This window comes from Pseudomonas putida (genome assembly GCF_028682395.1).
Taxonomy (GTDB): domain Bacteria; phylum Pseudomonadota; class Gammaproteobacteria; order Pseudomonadales; family Pseudomonadaceae; genus Aquipseudomonas; species Aquipseudomonas putida_AB.
Genome location: NZ_JANHLC010000009.1, coordinates 136,943 through 153,006, shown reverse-complemented (window position 1 = coordinate 153,006; position 16,064 = coordinate 136,943). Strand labels below are relative to the sequence as shown.

The following is a 16,064-nucleotide window of genomic DNA, read 5'->3' as shown; positions in this document are numbered from 1 at the left end:
CTGACTTGAAAGTCAGAAAATTCTGAGGCTCTTGGAAAGGCTGGCTTGGACGCCGTGTTTCGCTGTAAAAAAGGTGCCGTTATCCATGGGCAACCTGCCCTTTCATTCAGCCTAGCTGCTGATTTGAAAGCTCAAGGCGTGCCATATTCCGCGCATTGGCCTCTGCGCGAGGCCTGGTCAAGTGCGCTACACTGCGCGGCTTGCACCGTTCGAAGATTTTTCAAGGAAAACCATGACGTTCAAGGCGCCAGACAGCCTCTCCGAGCAGATCGCTCACCACCTTGCCGAGCGCATCATTCGTGGCGAATTGCGGCCTGGGGAGCGTATTCAGGAGCAGAAGGTCACCCTGGCACTGAATGTCAGCCGAGGGTCGGTGCGTGAAGCGTTGCTGATTCTCGAGCGCCGCCATTTGGTCGCGATCCTGCCTCGTCGTGGTGCGCATGTGACCGAACTCAGTGCGCACAAGGTGCAGAGCCTGTGCACCCTGATGAGTGAGCTATATATCCTGCTGGGCAACGCGGTCGCGCAACGCTGGCAGGTGCCGACGGACCTGGCGGCATTCCTGCAGATCCAGCAGCGCCTCAATGACAGTTGCTCACGCCAGGATATCCGCGGCTTCGTCGAAGACTGTTTCAACGTGATGCGCGCCGCCTATCCTTTCGCCGACAACCCGTACCTGCAGGAGACCGTCGAGAACCTGCAGCCGGCCATGAGCCGCGCCTATTTCCTGTCGCTGGAGCAGCGCAAGGCGCAAATGAGCGACTACCTGGCCATTTTGAGCCAGCTGCTCGAAGCCGTGGTCGCCCGGGACCTGGTGCGTATCCGCGAAGTCCTGACTGACTACGCCCGGCGCAGTTGCGAGTCGATTCTCTCTGCCCTGGCGGTCGATTAAACGTGCGGCTCAAGTGCATCAAGCTGGCGGGATTCAAGTCCTTCGTCGATCCGACCACGGTGAACTTCCCCAGTAACATGGCGGCGGTCGTCGGGCCGAATGGGTGCGGCAAGTCGAATATTATCGACGCCGTACGCTGGGTCATGGGCGAAAGTTCGGCGAAAAACCTGCGTGGCGAGTCGATGACCGACGTCATCTTCAACGGCTCCACCAGTCGCAAGCCGGTCAGCCAGGCGAGCATCGAGCTGGTCTTCGACAACTCCGACGGTACGCTGGTCGGCGAGTACGCGGCCTATGCGGAAATCTCGATCCGGCGCAAGGTCACCCGCGACAGCCAGAACACCTACTTTCTCAATGGCGCGAAATGCCGCCGGCGCGACATTACCGATATCTTCCTGGGCACCGGCCTGGGCCCGCGCAGCTACTCGATTATCGAGCAGGGGATGATTTCCAAGCTGATCGAGGCCAAGCCCGAAGAGCTGCGCAACTTTATCGAAGAGGCGGCGGGCATCTCCAAGTACAAGGAGCGTCGCCGCGAAACCGAGAACCGTATTCGCCGTACCCATGAGAATCTGGCGCGCCTGACCGACTTGCGCGATGAGCTGGAGCGCCAGTTGGAGCGCTTGCATCGCCAGGCCCAGGCTGCGGAGAAGTATCAGGAACACAAAGCCGAGGAGCGTCAGCTGAAGGCACAGTTGTCGGCCTTGCGTTGGCAGGCACTGAACGAGCAGGTCGGTCAGCGCGAAGCGATTATCGGCAATCAGGAAGTCAGCTTCGAGGCCCTGGTGGCCGAGCAGCGCAATGCCGATGCGAGCATCGAGCGCCTGCGCGACGGTCATCACGAGTTGTCCGAGCGCTTCAATCTGGTTCAGGGGCGTTTTTACTCGGTGGGCGGCGATATTGCCCGGGTCGAGCAAAGTATTCAGCATGGCCAGCAGCGATTGCGCCAGTTGCAGGACGACTTGCGCGAGGCCGAGCGCTCACGCCTGGAAACCGAATCCCATTTGGGCCACGACCGTACCTTGCTGGCCACGCTGGGCGAGGAGCTGGAGATGCTCGCTCCCGAGCAGGAACTGAGTAGCGCTGCGGCTGAAGAGGCCGCCGCCGCCCTGGAAGAGTCGGAAACGACCATGCACGGCTGGCAGGAGCAGTGGGATGCGTTCAACCAGCGTTCGGCCGAGCCGCGCCAGCAGGCGGAAATCCAGCAGGCGCGCATCCAGCAACTGGAAACCAGTATGGAGCGTCTGGCCGAGCGCCAGCGTCGGCTCAGTGAAGAACGCGCCTTGCTCGCGGCCGACCCGGAAGATGCGGCGATCCTGGAGCTGAACGAGGCACTGGCTGCCAGTGAAATGACCCTTGAAGAACTGCAGGCCAGCGAGGAAGGGCAGGTCGAGCGACTGGAGCAACTGCGCCAGGATCTGCACCAGGCGACGCAGAACCAGCAGCAGGCCCAGGGCGACTTGCAGCGTCTGCTCGGGCGCCTGGCTTCTCTGGAAGCCTTGCAGCAGGCAGCTCTTGATCCTGGCACCGGAACCGCCGAATGGCTGCGCGAGCAGCACTTGAGCGAGCGTCCTCGGTTGGCTGAAGGGTTGAAGGTCGAGGCAGGCTGGGAGCTGGCGGTGGAAACCGTGCTCGGGGCGGACTTGCAGGCCGTGTTGGTCGATGATTTTTCCGATCTTGACCTGGCAGGGTTCGAACAGGGCGACCTGCGCCTGGTCAGTGCGACCCGTGATGGCGAACGGGTGCCCGGCAGCCTCCTGGACAAGGTCGACAGCCCTGTGGACCTGGCGCCCTGGCTGGCGCGGGTGATTCCGGTCGATAATCTGGAGCAGGCCCTGGCGCGTCGTGGTCAGTTGGCGGCCGATCAAAGCCTGATCAGTCGCGATGGGTATTGGGTTGGCCGGCAGTTTTTGCGGGTGCGTCGGGCTAGCGAGGCGCAAAGTGGTGTTTTGGCCCGTGGCCAGGAAATCCAGCGCCTGGGTGCTGAGCGCGAAGAGCGTGAAGAGGCACTGGTGGCGCTGGAAAGCCTATTGCAGACCCTGCGGGCGCAACAGCGCCAGCAGGAGTCCGGCCGCGAGCATTTGCGTCGGCTGCTGCAAGATGAAGCCCGCCAGCAGGGCGAACTGAAGGCACTGTTGTCGGCCAGTAAGGCCAAGGCCGAGCAATTGACCCTGCGCCGCGCTCGTCTCGATGAAGAGGTCGGCGAGTTGGGCGAGCAGCGCGCCGTTGAGCATGAACAGATTGGTGAGGCGCGCCTGCAGTTGCAGGACGCGCTCGACAGCATGGCGCTCGACACCGAGCAGCGCGAGTTGCTGCTGGCCCAGCGCGACAGCTTGCGCGAGCGGCTTGACCGCGTGCGTCAGGAGGCTCGCCAGCACAAGGATCATACCCATCAGTTGGCCGTTCGCCTGGGCTCCCTGCGGGCCCAGTACGACTCCACGCGCCAGGCGCTGGAGCGCCTCGAACTGCAGGCCGAGCGTCTCAGCGAAAAGCGCGAGCAATTGAGCCTGAACCTGGAGGAAGGCGAAGCGCCGCTGGAAGAGTTGCGGCTCAAGCTGGAGGAATTGCTCGAGAAGCGTTTGAGCGTCGATGTGGAGCTCAAGACCGCGCAAATCGCCCTGGAAGATGCTGATCGCGAGTTGCGCGACGCCGAGAAGCGGCGCAACCAGGCCGAGCAGCAATCGCAGTTGATCCGTGGCCAGATGGAGCAGCAGCGGATGGAATGGCAGGCCCTGACGGTACGACGCAAGGCCTTGCAGGACCAGTTGCTGGAGGATGGCTACGATCTGCATGGCGTGCTCGCGACCCTGAGCGGCGAGGCGAACGAACGTGAGGCCGAGGAGGAACTGGAGCGCATTGCTGCGCGGATTCAGCGCCTGGGAGCGATCAACCTGGCGGCCATCGACGAGTATCGCCAGCAATCGGAGCGCAAACGCTATCTGGACGCCCAGGATGCCGATCTGGTCGAGGCCCTCGAGACCCTGGAAAACGTCATTCGCAAGATCGACAAGGAAACCCGTAATCGCTTCAAGGATACCTTTGATCAGATCAATGGCGGTTTACAGGCACTTTTTCCAAAAGTTTTCGGCGGTGGCAGCGCTTATTTGGAACTGACGGGCGAAGATCTACTCGATACAGGGGTAACGATCATGGCGCGTCCACCTGGCAAGAAAAACAGCACGATCCATTTGCTGTCGGGTGGTGAAAAAGCGCTGACGGCATTGGCCCTGGTCTTTGCGATTTTCAAGTTGAACCCGGCCCCGTTCTGCATGCTCGATGAAGTTGATGCGCCGCTGGACGATGCCAACGTCGGACGCTATGCGCGGCTGGTCAAGGAGATGTCGCAGACGGTGCAGTTCATCTACATCACCCACAACAAGATCGCCATGGAAATGGCCGATCAACTGATGGGCGTGACCATGCATGAGCCCGGCTGTTCGCGCTTGGTGGCGGTGGATGTGGAAGAAGCCATGGCAATGGTCGACGCTTGAGCTATAAGCCTGTAGGGGGATGAAGTTTAATTGGTGAGATGTTTCCCGGCTGTATGGCGAAAGAGTGCTGCTGGCACTGTAGGATATTGCTGCAACACTATGCGACAGACGGTGTAAAGTTCTCTTTGGTCGTGCTAATTTAATGTCCAATTTTCTTGTACGTGGCTAAAACGCCAGCCAGAACATAGAGTTGGCGCCACGTTTTAAAGGGCTTTAGGCCCTTCTTCACAGAACCATTTATTAGAGGCACGGGATTACATGGAAATCGGTCTGCGCGAGTGGCTGATCGTCATCGGCATTATTGTCATTGCCGGTATTCTTTTTGACGGCTGGCGCCGGATGCGCGGTGGCAAAGGCAAGTTGAAATTTCGTCTTGATCGCAGCCTTTCCAACCTCCCGGATGAAGAAACCAGTGCCGAGCTCTTGGGCCCGGCGCGGGTCTTGGATACCCATAAGGAACCGCAACTGGACGAGCATGATCTGCCGTCGGTCAGCATGCCTGCCCGGGAAAAGCCGGCCAAGCGTGGCAAGCGGACTGCCGAGCCGGCCCAGGGTGATATGAACCTGAGCCTGGACCTGGACGATGACGGGCCAAGCTTCAGCAGCCGTGACGATGACTTCCCGGACGAAACCAAGGTCTCCAGCCCGCACGCTGAAAAGGATCAGCCGCAGGCCGAGGAAGTGCTGGTGATCAGCGTGATCTGCCGCGACGGCGCAGGGTTCAAGGGCCCGGCTCTGCTGCAAAATATTCTTGAAAGCGGCCTGCGTTTTGGCGAGATGGATATTTTCCATCGCCACGAGAGCATGGCCGGTAATGGCGAAGTGCTGTTTTCCATGGCCAACGCGGTCAAGCCGGGGGTGTTCGATCTCGACGATATCGACCACTTCAGCACGCCTGCCGTCAGTTTCTTCCTCGGCCTGCCGGGGCCGCGTTATCCCAAGCAGGCGTTCGATGTGATGGTCGCGGCGGCGCGCAAGTTGTCCCAGGAGCTCAATGGCGAGCTCAAAGATGATCAGCGCAGTGTCTTGACCGCCCAGACCATCGAGCATTACCGCCAGCGTATCGTCGAGTTCGAGCGTCGCGCCCTGACCCAGAAGCGTTAACGGAGCGCCTTGATATTGCAGTCCTGAGGGCTGCAGGTGTTGAGGCGAGCCGGGGCGCGATGAGAGACACCCCGATTGGAAATAGGAGCAGCTTCGGCTGCTCTTTTGCTTTACGAGAGAAATGCCCATGACTGCCGCCGAAACCCGAATCCTGGCGCTACGTGCCGAACTGGATCAGCACAACTACCGCTATCACGTCCTCGACCAGCCGAGTATTCCGGATGCCGAGTACGACCGGCTGTTCCACGAGCTCAAGGCGCTGGAAGCCGCGCATCCAGAGTTAGTGACGAGCGATTCACCGACCCAGCGCGTGGGCAGCGCGGCCCTTTCGAGTTTTACCCAGGTGCGCCATGAAGTGCCGATGCTCAGTCTGGGCAACGCTTTCGAAGAAACCGACATGCGCGAGTTCGATCGTCGGGTGATCGAAGGTCTCGACCTGCCGGCGGGTGATCTGTTCGGCGCGGGGGCCGAGATCGAATACAGTTGCGAGCCCAAGCTCGATGGCCTGGCGGTCAGCCTGCTGTATCAGGACGGTGTGCTGGTACGCGGTGCGACCCGGGGTGACGGCACCACGGGGGAGGACATCAGTGTCAATGTGCGCACCGTGCGCAATGTACCCCTCAAGCTGCAAGGCAGTGGCTGGCCTTCGACGCTGGAAGTGCGCGGCGAGGTCTTTATGTCCAAGGCCGGTTTCGAGCAACTCAACGCCACGCAACTGGAAGCTGGCGGCAAGACCTTTGCCAACCCGCGCAATGCCGCCGCGGGCAGCTTGCGTCAGTTGGATTCGAAGATCACGGCCAGCCGCCCGCTGGAATTCTGCTGCTATGGCCTGGGCCAGGTTTCGGCGCAGATAGCCGATACCCATATTGGTAATCTACAGCAGCTCAAGCAGTGGGGCATACCGATCAGTCGCGAGTTGAAGCTGGCCCGGGGGATCGACGAGTGCCTGGCGTATTACCGCGAGATCGGTGAGCGTCGCGAGGCTTTGCCCTACGAGATCGATGGCGTCGTCTTCAAGGTCAACAGCCTGGCCTCTCAGCGCGAGCTGGGCTTTCGCGCACGTGAGCCGCGTTGGGCGATTGCCCACAAGTTTCCGGCGATGGAAGAGCTGACCGAATTGCTCGATGTGGAGTTCCAGGTCGGCCGTACCGGCGCGGTCACGCCAGTGGCGCGCTTGAAGCCGGTCAAGGTGGCCGGGGTCACAGTCTCCAATGCCACCTTGCACAATATGGACGAGGTGGCGCGCCTGGGCCTGATGATTGGCGACACGGTGATTATCCGTCGCGCCGGCGATGTCATTCCGCAGGTGGTACAGGTTGTGGTCGAACGGCGTCCGGCCGATGCCCGCCCGGTCGATATCCCGCAGCATTGCCCGGTATGCGGCTCGCATGTTGAGCGTACGCAGTTGGTCAAGCGCAGCAAGGGGCGCGAGACCCTGAGCGAAGGTGCGGTATACCGCTGTGTCGGGCGGCTGGCCTGCGGGGCGCAGTTGAAGCAGGCGATTATCCATTTCGTTTCACGCCGGGCCATGGATATCGAAGGCCTGGGCGAGAAGAGCGTCGAGCAACTGGTGGATGAAGGGCTGGTTACCTCGCCGGCGGATCTGTACACGCTGGCGTTCGACCAGATCGTCGATCTGGAGGGTTTTGCCGAGCTGTCCAGCAAGAAGCTGCTGGCGGCCATTGCCGATAGCCGCCGACCAAGCCTGGCCCGCTTCATCTATGCCTTGGGTATCCCGGATGTGGGCGAGGAAACGGCCAAGGTGCTGGCTCGCTCGCTGGCGAGCCTGGAGCGGGTCCAGCAGGCCCTGCCGCAGGTCCTGACCTACCTGCCGGAGGTGGGGCTGGAAGTGGCTCACGAGATCCATAGCTTCTTCCAGGACGCGCATAACGCCAAGGTCATCCAGCAACTGCTCGAGCGCGGGGTTGAACCGCAGGACCAGGGCGAGCTGGGGGCGGAATTCGCGGCCAGCGCGACGCTGAGCGGCTTGATCGACAAGTTGGACATTCCTTCCGTAGGCCCGGGGGGCGCACAAAAACTGGCGGATAAATTCGGCTCGTTGCAGGGCGTTATTGCGGCTGACTGGCTGGATATGCGCCAGGCCCTGGCGGAAAAGCAGGCCAAGGCTGTGCGCGACTTTTTTGATCAGCCGGGGCGAGCCGAGGAAGCGCTGGCAATCGAGGCGCAACTCAAGGCCTTTGGCATGCATTGGCAGAGCGAGCGCAAGGTGGTCGAGGGTCTCCCGCTGGCGGGGCAGACCTGGGTGCTGACCGGCTCCCTGGAACTGATGAGTCGTGATATCGCCAAGGCCAAGCTCGAAGGCCTGGGCGCCAAGGTGGCCGGTTCGGTGTCGGCGAAGACGCATTGCGTGGTCGCGGGGCCCAAGGCCGGTTCGAAGCTGACCAAGGCCAATGAGCTGGGGCTCAAGGTGCTGGATGAGGAGGCCTTCGTGGCGTTCCTGGCTCAGCACGGTCTGGGCGTCTAGGCGCAGATGCTGGCGGCAGCGGGGGAAAGGAACCACTGGCGCACGAGGATGATCTAGTCTTGGCAATCCTTGGGAGAGATCGCCATGCACTTTTTCTTCGAACAGTTGGCTTCACGGATCGCTGCGCCGTTTGTCAGTGAGCGGTCGCGCAATGGCAAGCTGTGGCAGTGCCGGTGCGGCCAGCCGGTATTCTTTCGCAACAGTCAGTGCCTGGCCTGCCTGGCAGCGCTGGGCTATGAGCCGGAGCAGGGGCAGCTATCGTCCTTGCAGCCAGGACCGCTGGCCGCCACCTGGATACTTGATGCGGCGCCGCAGGCCGGGCTCTGGCGTCGTTGTGCCAACCTCGATACGCCAGCGGCCTGCAACTGGCTGCTGGCCGATGATGGCCAGGCCAGCCACTGTATCGCCTGTCGGCTGAACAACACCATTCCCGACTTATCGATCACCGAGAATCATGAGCGCTGGCGCAAGGTCGAAACTGCTAAGCGCCGCTTGATCGCCCAATTGCTTAACCTGGGCTTGCCCGTGATTGCTAAGGCCGACGATGAGGAGCAGGGGCTGGCCTTCGATTTTCTGGGCGTTGACCAAAAGGGCCGAGCGCCTGTCACGGGGCATGCCAACGGCCTGGTCACACTGGATATCAAGGAAGCCGACGATGCCTATCGCGAAACGGTTCGCGTGCAGATGCGCGAACCGTATCGCACGTTGCTGGGGCACTTTCGCCATGAGGTCGGGCATTACTACTGGGATCGCCTCATTGCCGAGAGCCACTGGCTGGAGCCTTTTCGCCAGCTGTTCGGCGACGAGCGGGTCAGCTACGCCGAGGCGCTGGAGCGGCATTACGCACAGGGCGCTCCCGATGACTGGTCACAGCGCTGCGTTAGCGCCTACGCGACCATGCACCCCTGGGAGGATTGGGCCGAAACCTGGGCTCACTACCTGCACATGATGGATGCAGTGGACACGGCGTTGGGGTTTGGCATGAGTGCCCGTGAGATGGAACTGGACTATCGGCCGTTTCCCCTGGACAGCCTGTATGACCCCGGCCATCCAGGCGCCCCGGCATTTCTGGCATTTATCAATGCCTGGATCGAGCTGGCAGGGATGCTCAATGAATTGTCGCGCAGCATGGGCCAGCCGGATTTCTACCCGTTTGTCCTGTCGCCGGCAGTGATTACCAAGTTGCACTTCGTACACCTGGTCATCGAGATGAAAGGTGGTCAGGCAAACGCGGCCGTGCAGATCCAGGCGTCGGGGTTGTGATCGCGCTGGCGTTTATGCACAAGTGCTTGAAGCTTCTCGAATTTTAATCCGCGGTCGGCGGTTGTAACTTAGCGTTATATAGGTACAATGGCGCGGCTCGTCGACTGGTGAGCATCGTTATGGTGACCCCATCGGTCCCCTCGCAACGATTACCCGTGAACCTGGTCAGATCCGGAAGGAAGCAGCCACAGCGGGAACATTGTGTGCCGAGGTGTGGCTGGTGGGGTTGCCTCCATAACGTGACTTGTCGAATCTCGACAAGCGTTTCTCGAGCGGTATCCCCCTCCTTTATTTGAAATGTTTAGCGCTGATCCAACGGTCCGGCGTGGCCTTTGCTTGTGCGCCACATAAAGATGTGAGCGACTGATCCACCTGCCCGGTGGTTGCCCGTGCCGGGTTGTTTGGCATGAATGGGATTTACCTGAGAGTTGCTGTTTTCCTAGGAGGAGCCAGGCCTTTCGACTAATGCTAATGGAGTTTCATCGTGCGTCTCAATTTGCCGGTTTACGATGTCGAACAGACATTTCCGGCGCTGCAGCGTCTTATTTCCGCGACCGATATCCACAGCAAGATCACCTACTGCAACGCCGAGTTCGCCACCATGAGTGGGTTCAGCCAGGCGGAGCTGATCGGCAGCTCGCACAATCTGGTGCGTCACCCGGACATGCCGGAGGCGGTGTTCCAGTTGATGTGGCAATACCTCAAGGCTGGCCATAGCTGGATGGGCGTGGTCAAGAACCGCTGCAAGAACGGCAATTTCTATTGGGTCAGCGCCTACGTCACGCCGGTGCTCGAAAAGGGCGCGCTGGTCGGCTATGAGTCGGTCAGGGTCAAGCCGACTCGCGAGCAAGTCGAGCGGGCCGAGGCCCTCTATGCCCGGTTGCGCGAGCAGCGTTCGCCGGTCCCCCTGCGTCGACGTGCCGCTGCCCTGGCCCGGGCACTGGCATTACCCCTCTGCGCGACAGTACTGGCCATCGGCGCAACGCAAGCTTTCCCGGCGCCGTTGGCGCAAGCGGCTATCGCCCTGTTGTTCGTCTCGTTGGGGCTGTGGGAGCGGGCCCGGCTGGGGCGTGAACTCAAGCGCCTGGTGGCAAGTACGCCCCATACTTTTTCCGACCCTGTCAGTGCTCTGACCTACAGCGATGAGCTGGGCGCCACCGGCCAATTGCAGATGATCCTGATCAGTGAGGAGGCGCGGCTCAAGACGGCGTTGACTCGGCTCAGCGACCTGGCTGTGCAGATGGCCGAGGCGGCGGTGGACTCCAGCCATTTGTCGCGCCGGACCGAATCGGCATTGCTCGAACAGCGTGGCGAAACCGATATGACCGCTGCGGCCATGACCGAGATGGCGGCCTCTATCGGCGAAGTGGCCGCTCACGTTCAGCAGACCGCAGGTGAAGCGGCCATTGCCAATCAGTTGGCGGAACAGGGGAGTCTGGTCGCCGGAGCCTCCCGCGAGGCGATTCAGTTGCTGGCCGGCACCGTTACCCAGATCAATCAGGCGGTCGGCAGCCTGGCCGCGCAGACTCAGGACATCATGCTGGCCTCGAACGTGATTCGCGCAATTGCCGAGCAAACCAATCTGCTGGCCTTGAATGCCGCCATTGAAGCTGCGCGGGCGGGCGAGCAGGGCCGTGGGTTTGCCGTGGTGGCCGATGAGGTCCGCGCACTGGCGGGCAAGACCCGGGAGTCGACCGAGCAGATCCAGGGCATTATCGAAAGCCTGCAGGCGGGCGCCCAGGATGCGGTCAGCATCGCCAGCCTGGGGATCGAGGAGGCCGAGCAGGGCGTGGCCCGGGTGCTGCAGGCCCAACAGGCGTTGCAGGGGATTCGCGAGGCGGTGGAGCGCATTAGCGCGATGAGCCGGCAAATGGCCGCGGCCTCCCAGGCGCAGTCCGGCGTGGCCGAGGAGGTCTCGCAGCAGATCAATACGGTGGCGGGCACGGTGCAGCGTACGGCGAGCAACGCCAATGCGGCGGCTGTTCGGGGTGCTGAACTGGAAAGTATCTCCGCCGGCCTGCGGGCCCTGGTCGAACGCTTTAATCGATAGCCCGTCGTTGGCAGAGCAACTAATGAACGAGAATTACCGCGCGGCGGTGGATGCGGCTGCGATTTTTTCCGAAACCGACCCCGCTGGACGCATTACATACGTCAATGAGCAGTTTTGTCTGATCTCCGGTTACAGCCGCGAAGAGCTGCTGGGCAGCAATCACCGGATCCTCAATTCGGGCATGCATGCGCCCGAGTTCTTCGAGGGCATGTGGCGGGCCCTGGCGCAGGGTCGGGTGTGGAAGGGTGAGATTTGCAATCGGGCCAAGGGTGGGGCGCTGTACTGGGTCGACAGCACCATGGTGCCGTTGTTCGACAGCGAGACGGGGCAGGTGCGCAAGTACGTCTCCATTCGTTTCGATATCAGTGAAAAGCGCCAGTTGCTGCACACCTTGCAGTGGCGCGTAGGCCATGACGTGCTGACCGGATTGCCCAATCGGGCGTTTTTGTCCGATCTGTTGAACCAGGCGCTGGAGTGCTCGCGGCTGGAGAATAGGCCGCTGGCGGTGTGCATGCTCGACCTGGATGGGTTCAAGGCCGTCAATGACGGCTACGGGCATGCCTGTGGCGATCTGCTGCTGGTTGAGGTCTCGGCCCGCCTCAAGTCGGTACTGCGCAGTACCGATGCGGTGGCGCGGCTCTCCGGCGACGAGTTCGTGCTGATCCTGCGCCAGGTGCGCGATCAGGCGCAGCTGCAGGTGGCACTGGAGCGAATACTGGCCCTGATTGCCACGCCTTACCGGGTCCGCGGCCAGGATCTGCGGGTCAGTGCGAGCATGGGGGTCACCTTGTTCCCGCTCGACAATGAAGATGCCGATACCCTGGTACGTCACGCCGATCAGGCGATGTACGTGGCCAAGCAGAGCGGGCGCAATCGTTTTCATCTGTTCGATGTGTCGCTGGACAAGGAGGTCAAGGCCACCCACCAGACGGTCGAGCGCGTGCGCCAGGCTCTGGGCAATGGCGAGTTGTGTCTGCATTACCAGCCCAAGGTCAACATGCGCACCGGCGCGATACTGGGCTTTGAAGCGTTGTTGCGCTGGCAGCACCCCAGGCGCGGGCTGATTGCGCCGGGCGAGTTTCTGCCGCTGGTGGAGCAGACCGATCTGATCGTCGATATCGGCGAATGGGTCATCGATCAGGCCCTGTTCCAGATGCGCCGCTGGCAGGACGCCGGGCAGGCTTGGGTGGTCAGCGTGAACATTGCGGCCCGGCACTTTCAGCGCAGCGATTTCGTCGAACGCCTGCGTTTGCTGCTGGCGTGTCATCCTTCGGTGCCGCCACGGATGCTGGATCTGGAAATCGTCGAGTCAGTGGCCATCGAGAATATCCAGCGGGTCAGCGACTGCCTGGTGGCCTGCCAGGAGATGGGCGTGCAATTTTCGCTGGATGATTTCGGTACGGGTTATTCCTCCCTGAGCTACCTCAAGCGGCTGCCGACGCAAACCATCAAGATCGATCAGTCCTTTGTGCGCGATATTCTTCATGATCACGACGACCTGGCGTTGACCCGAGCCGTGATAGGCCTGGCCGGGGCCTTTGGTCGGCAGGTAGTGGCCGAGGGGTTGGAGACGCTGGAGCACGGGACGCTGTTGATGGCCCTGGGCTGCGATCTGGCGCAGGGCTACTGCATCTCGCGGCCCATGCCGGCGGCACAGGTCATCGACTGGGCGGCGGGCTATCGTCAGCCCCGGGAATGGCGTGATCAGGCTGGGCAGTAGGCGGGAGGGGCGGTAGAGCGTCCGGCGGGCCATTATCATAATGGCCAATGTAGCGGCGGACGATATCATCTATTTCGCCGGACATTTTCATGCGCAGCAGCGTGCGCAGGATGGGTTGCGCCGGCAGGCTCGGATCGTTACGAACATAGCAGCCCACGCCCTGTTCCTGGAGCACCGCCACGGCGTGCAGGCGCCGTTCGGGCGGCTGGCGCTGGTTGAACCACTCCAGCGACCATTGATTGCTGACGCCGTAATGGGAGCGCTCGATGGTGAGTTTCTCCAGGACCTGTTCCTGGCTGCGAGCGTCGTCGCGCTGGAGTTGGCCGCTGTCGAACAGCGGCTGCAGGGTCGGATAGGTGTAGCTGAGGACCGTGCCGATACTTTGCGTGGGCAACTGCCGTGGATCGACCGGGGCAGTGCGCTTCGGGTTGCCGACCAGCAGGTCACGCTGGATGAACAACGGGATGCTCCACAGATAGTTGCCGGACGGGCTGTCGACCCACGACTGGGCGCTGTAGCAGCGGACGTCGATCTCGCCATGCTCAATGGCGCTTTGCACGCGTGCGCGGGCCAGCACATGGAACTCGGCCGTCCGCCCGAGGTGCTGGGCCAGGCGGGACATCATGTCGTAGAGAATGCCCTGGCGCGGTTGGTTGTCTTCGATCTGCACTAGAGGCATCGCCCAGCTGTCGGCAATCGAGAAGCGCAATGGCGCTTGTGCGGCAAAAGCCTGGCTGGCGACCAGCAGCAGGGCGCACAGGATCACTCGCATCAAACTCTCCGGCGGGTGTGACAGAACCGTGAATGTTCATCGCAATGAGCAGCTTAGCCAGATTAGACGAGAGCGCCGGATGCAATTTGCCCCCTGCTCCGCTAGCATTAGCGGTCTTCCGCTTTCCAGATGCGACGGTTATCGATGAGTTATCAGGTTCTTGCACGTAAATGGCGTCCGCGCTCGTTCCGCGAAATGGTCGGCCAGACCCATGTGCTCAAGGCTCTGATCAATGCCCTGGACAGTCAGCGGCTGCATCATGCCTACCTTTTTACCGGGACCCGCGGAGTCGGCAAGACCACCATTGCGCGGATCATTGCCAAGTGCCTGAATTGTGAAACAGGCATCACTTCAACGCCGTGCGGCAGCTGTTCGGTCTGCCGGGAGATCGACGAGGGGCGCTTTGTCGACCTGATCGAGATCGACGCCGCGAGCCGGACCAAGGTCGAGGACACCCGCGAGCTGCTCGACAACGTGCAATACGCGCCAAGCCGCGGGCGCTTCAAGGTCTACCTGATCGACGAAGTGCACATGCTTTCCACGCACTCTTTCAACGCGCTGTTGAAGACCCTCGAAGAGCCGCCGCCCTACGTCAAATTCATCCTGGCGACGACCGATCCTCAGAAACTTCCAGCAACAATTTTGTCGCGTTGCCTGCAGTTTTCTCTCAAGAATATGACCCCCGAGCGGGTGGTCGAGCACCTGAGCCACGTGCTCGGGGTCGAGAACGTGCCGTTCGAGGACGATGCACTGTGGTTGCTGGGGCGGGCTGCCGATGGCTCGATGCGCGATGCCATGAGCCTGACCGACCAGGCGATTGCCTTCGGTGAAGGCAAAGTCATGGCGGCGGATGTGCGGGCGATGCTCGGCACCCTCGACCATGGCCAGGTCTTCGATGTGCTGCATGCGTTGATCGATGGCGATGCCAAGGGGTTGCTCGAGGCTGTGCGCCACCTGGCGGAGCAGGGGCCGGACTGGAATGGTGTCCTGTCGGAAATACTCAATGTGCTGCACCGCGTCGCTATCGCCCAGGCGCTGCCTGAAGGGGTCGATAACGGTCATGGCGATCGCGAGCGCGTGCTGGCCTTGGCCCAGGCATTGCCGGCCGAGGATGTGCAGTTCTATTACCAGATGGGCCTGATTGGACGCCGCGACCTGCCATTGGCGCCGGACCCGCGCGGCGGCTTTGAAATGGTCTTGCTACGGATGCTTGCGTTCCGTCCGGCCGATAGCGCCGACTCACCGAGGCAGCCGCTAAAGCCCGTGGGGATCAGCCAGGCCACAGTTGATTCCACCCCAACCGTGGCGCCGGCAGCGGTTGTTGCCGCGCCGCCTGTTGCAACGGCACCTGCGCCAGTCGCGGTGCCAGAGCCGGTGAAGGTGCCCGAGATCGCGGCGGTGGTGCAGGCCGTGCCCGAGCCGAGCGTCGCTCCCGCAGTGGCGGCAGGGGTTGAGGACGTCGATCTGCCGTGGAACGAGCCTGTGGCGAGGGATCCGGAACCTGCGGCGCAGCGTGCGCCGGAACCCGAGCAGGAACCGCTTGAAGAACCGATCCTGGAGACCGCTGGCGAGCCGCCGTCGTTGCCGCCAATGCCGGTGCCCGTGCCGGACAGCGTTGTGCCGGATGCGCCCGAGTGGGCGGCGGCAACAATTCCGGAGCCTTCCGTGGCGCTGGTTGCGGCGGCGACGGGCGGGGTTGATCTGGATGACGAACCACCGCTGGACGAAGACTATATCGAGCCGGACATGGATTCGGCCTATAGCTATCTGGATGAGTTGGCCAGCGAGCATGCCAGTGATCCAGCGCCCGAACCGGAGCCGCTGCCGGCCGCCGAGCCGGCGACCGGGCTGGCCCTGGAATGGCTGGAATTGTTTGGCAAGCTGCCGATTTCCGGCATGACCGCGAGTATCGCGGCCAACTGCACGCTGATTGCCGTCGATGGCGATGACTGGCTGCTGCACCTGGATCCCGCGCACAGTGCGCTGTTCAATGCCACGCAGCAGCGCCGGCTCAATGACGCGCTGAACCAGTACCACCAGCGTACGCTGAAGCTGTCGATTGAGTTGATCAAGCCCGAACAGGAGACACCGGCCCAGGCAGCGTCGCGGCGCCGTGCAGAGCGTCAGCGCGAGGCTGAAGCGTCGATCCACGGTGATCCGTTTATCCAGCAAATGATGCAACAGTTCGGCGCGGTGATCCGTGACGATACTATTGAACCTGTCGATACCCTGGAAGCTCAGGGTCAGTAAATGAAGTGCCCGAGCCCCGTGTGGGCTCGGGTTCAAT

General features: G+C 61.9%; 9 protein-coding genes and 1 other RNA gene. 9 read left to right on the top strand and 1 reads right to left on the bottom strand.

Annotation, left to right across the window (positions count from 1 at the left end):
* The first annotated feature begins 232 nt into the window (after positions 1-232).
* The 8 genes from NPS46_RS20135 (at position 233) to NPS46_RS20100 (ending at position 13,005) form a co-directional block, all read left to right on the top strand.
* A complete protein-coding gene (locus NPS46_RS20135; protein ID WP_274110235.1) occupies positions 233-892 on the top strand; it encodes a GntR family transcriptional regulator in 660 nt (219 codons plus the stop codon).
* 2 nt (positions 893-894) lie between these two features.
* Complete coding sequence (gene smc / locus NPS46_RS20130) at positions 895-4,383, top strand: chromosome segregation protein SMC (RefSeq protein ID WP_274110233.1); 3,489 nt, start codon at positions 895-897, stop codon at positions 4,381-4,383.
* Between the two features lie 258 nt (positions 4,384-4,641).
* Positions 4,642-5,487: a cell division protein ZipA gene (zipA, locus tag NPS46_RS20125; RefSeq protein WP_274110231.1), complete on the top strand. Its 846-nt coding sequence runs from the start codon at positions 4,642-4,644 to the stop codon at positions 5,485-5,487.
* 127 nt (positions 5,488-5,614) lie between these two features.
* Positions 5,615-7,972, top strand: a complete 2,358-nt coding sequence (ligA, locus tag NPS46_RS20120) for an NAD-dependent DNA ligase LigA (protein ID WP_274110229.1) — start codon at positions 5,615-5,617, stop codon at positions 7,970-7,972.
* 84 nt (positions 7,973-8,056) lie between these two features.
* Positions 8,057-9,235: a zinc-binding metallopeptidase family protein gene (locus NPS46_RS20115; RefSeq protein ID WP_274110227.1), complete on the top strand. Its 1,179-nt coding sequence runs from the start codon at positions 8,057-8,059 to the stop codon at positions 9,233-9,235.
* Between the two features lie 129 nt (positions 9,236-9,364).
* Positions 9,365-9,461: signal recognition particle sRNA small type (gene ffs, locus NPS46_RS20110), an RNA gene on the top strand.
* 258 nt (positions 9,462-9,719) lie between these two features.
* Positions 9,720-11,285 (top strand): methyl-accepting chemotaxis protein, encoded by a 1,566-nt coding sequence (locus NPS46_RS20105; RefSeq protein ID WP_274110225.1) that lies wholly within the window; start codon positions 9,720-9,722, stop codon positions 11,283-11,285.
* Positions 11,286-11,307: 22 nt separating this feature from the next.
* The gene (locus NPS46_RS20100; RefSeq protein WP_274110223.1) at positions 11,308-13,005 is read left to right on the top strand and encodes a putative bifunctional diguanylate cyclase/phosphodiesterase; all 1,698 of its coding nucleotides are present in this window, start codon (positions 11,308-11,310) and stop codon (positions 13,003-13,005) included.
* Here NPS46_RS20100 and NPS46_RS20095 read toward each other — a convergent pair.
* Complete coding sequence (locus NPS46_RS20095) at positions 12,944-13,777, bottom strand: substrate-binding periplasmic protein (protein ID WP_274110222.1); 834 nt, start codon at positions 13,775-13,777, stop codon at positions 12,944-12,946. The two genes, NPS46_RS20100 and NPS46_RS20095, sit on opposite strands and share 62 nt — an antisense overlap.
* 144 nt (positions 13,778-13,921) lie before the next feature.
* Here NPS46_RS20095 and dnaX point away from each other — a divergent pair, with 144 nt between their 5' ends.
* On the top strand, positions 13,922-16,027 hold the full coding sequence (gene dnaX / locus NPS46_RS20090; RefSeq protein WP_274110221.1) for a DNA polymerase III subunit gamma/tau: 2,106 nt from the start codon (positions 13,922-13,924) through the stop codon (positions 16,025-16,027).
* Positions 16,028-16,064: the final 37 nt, after the last annotated feature.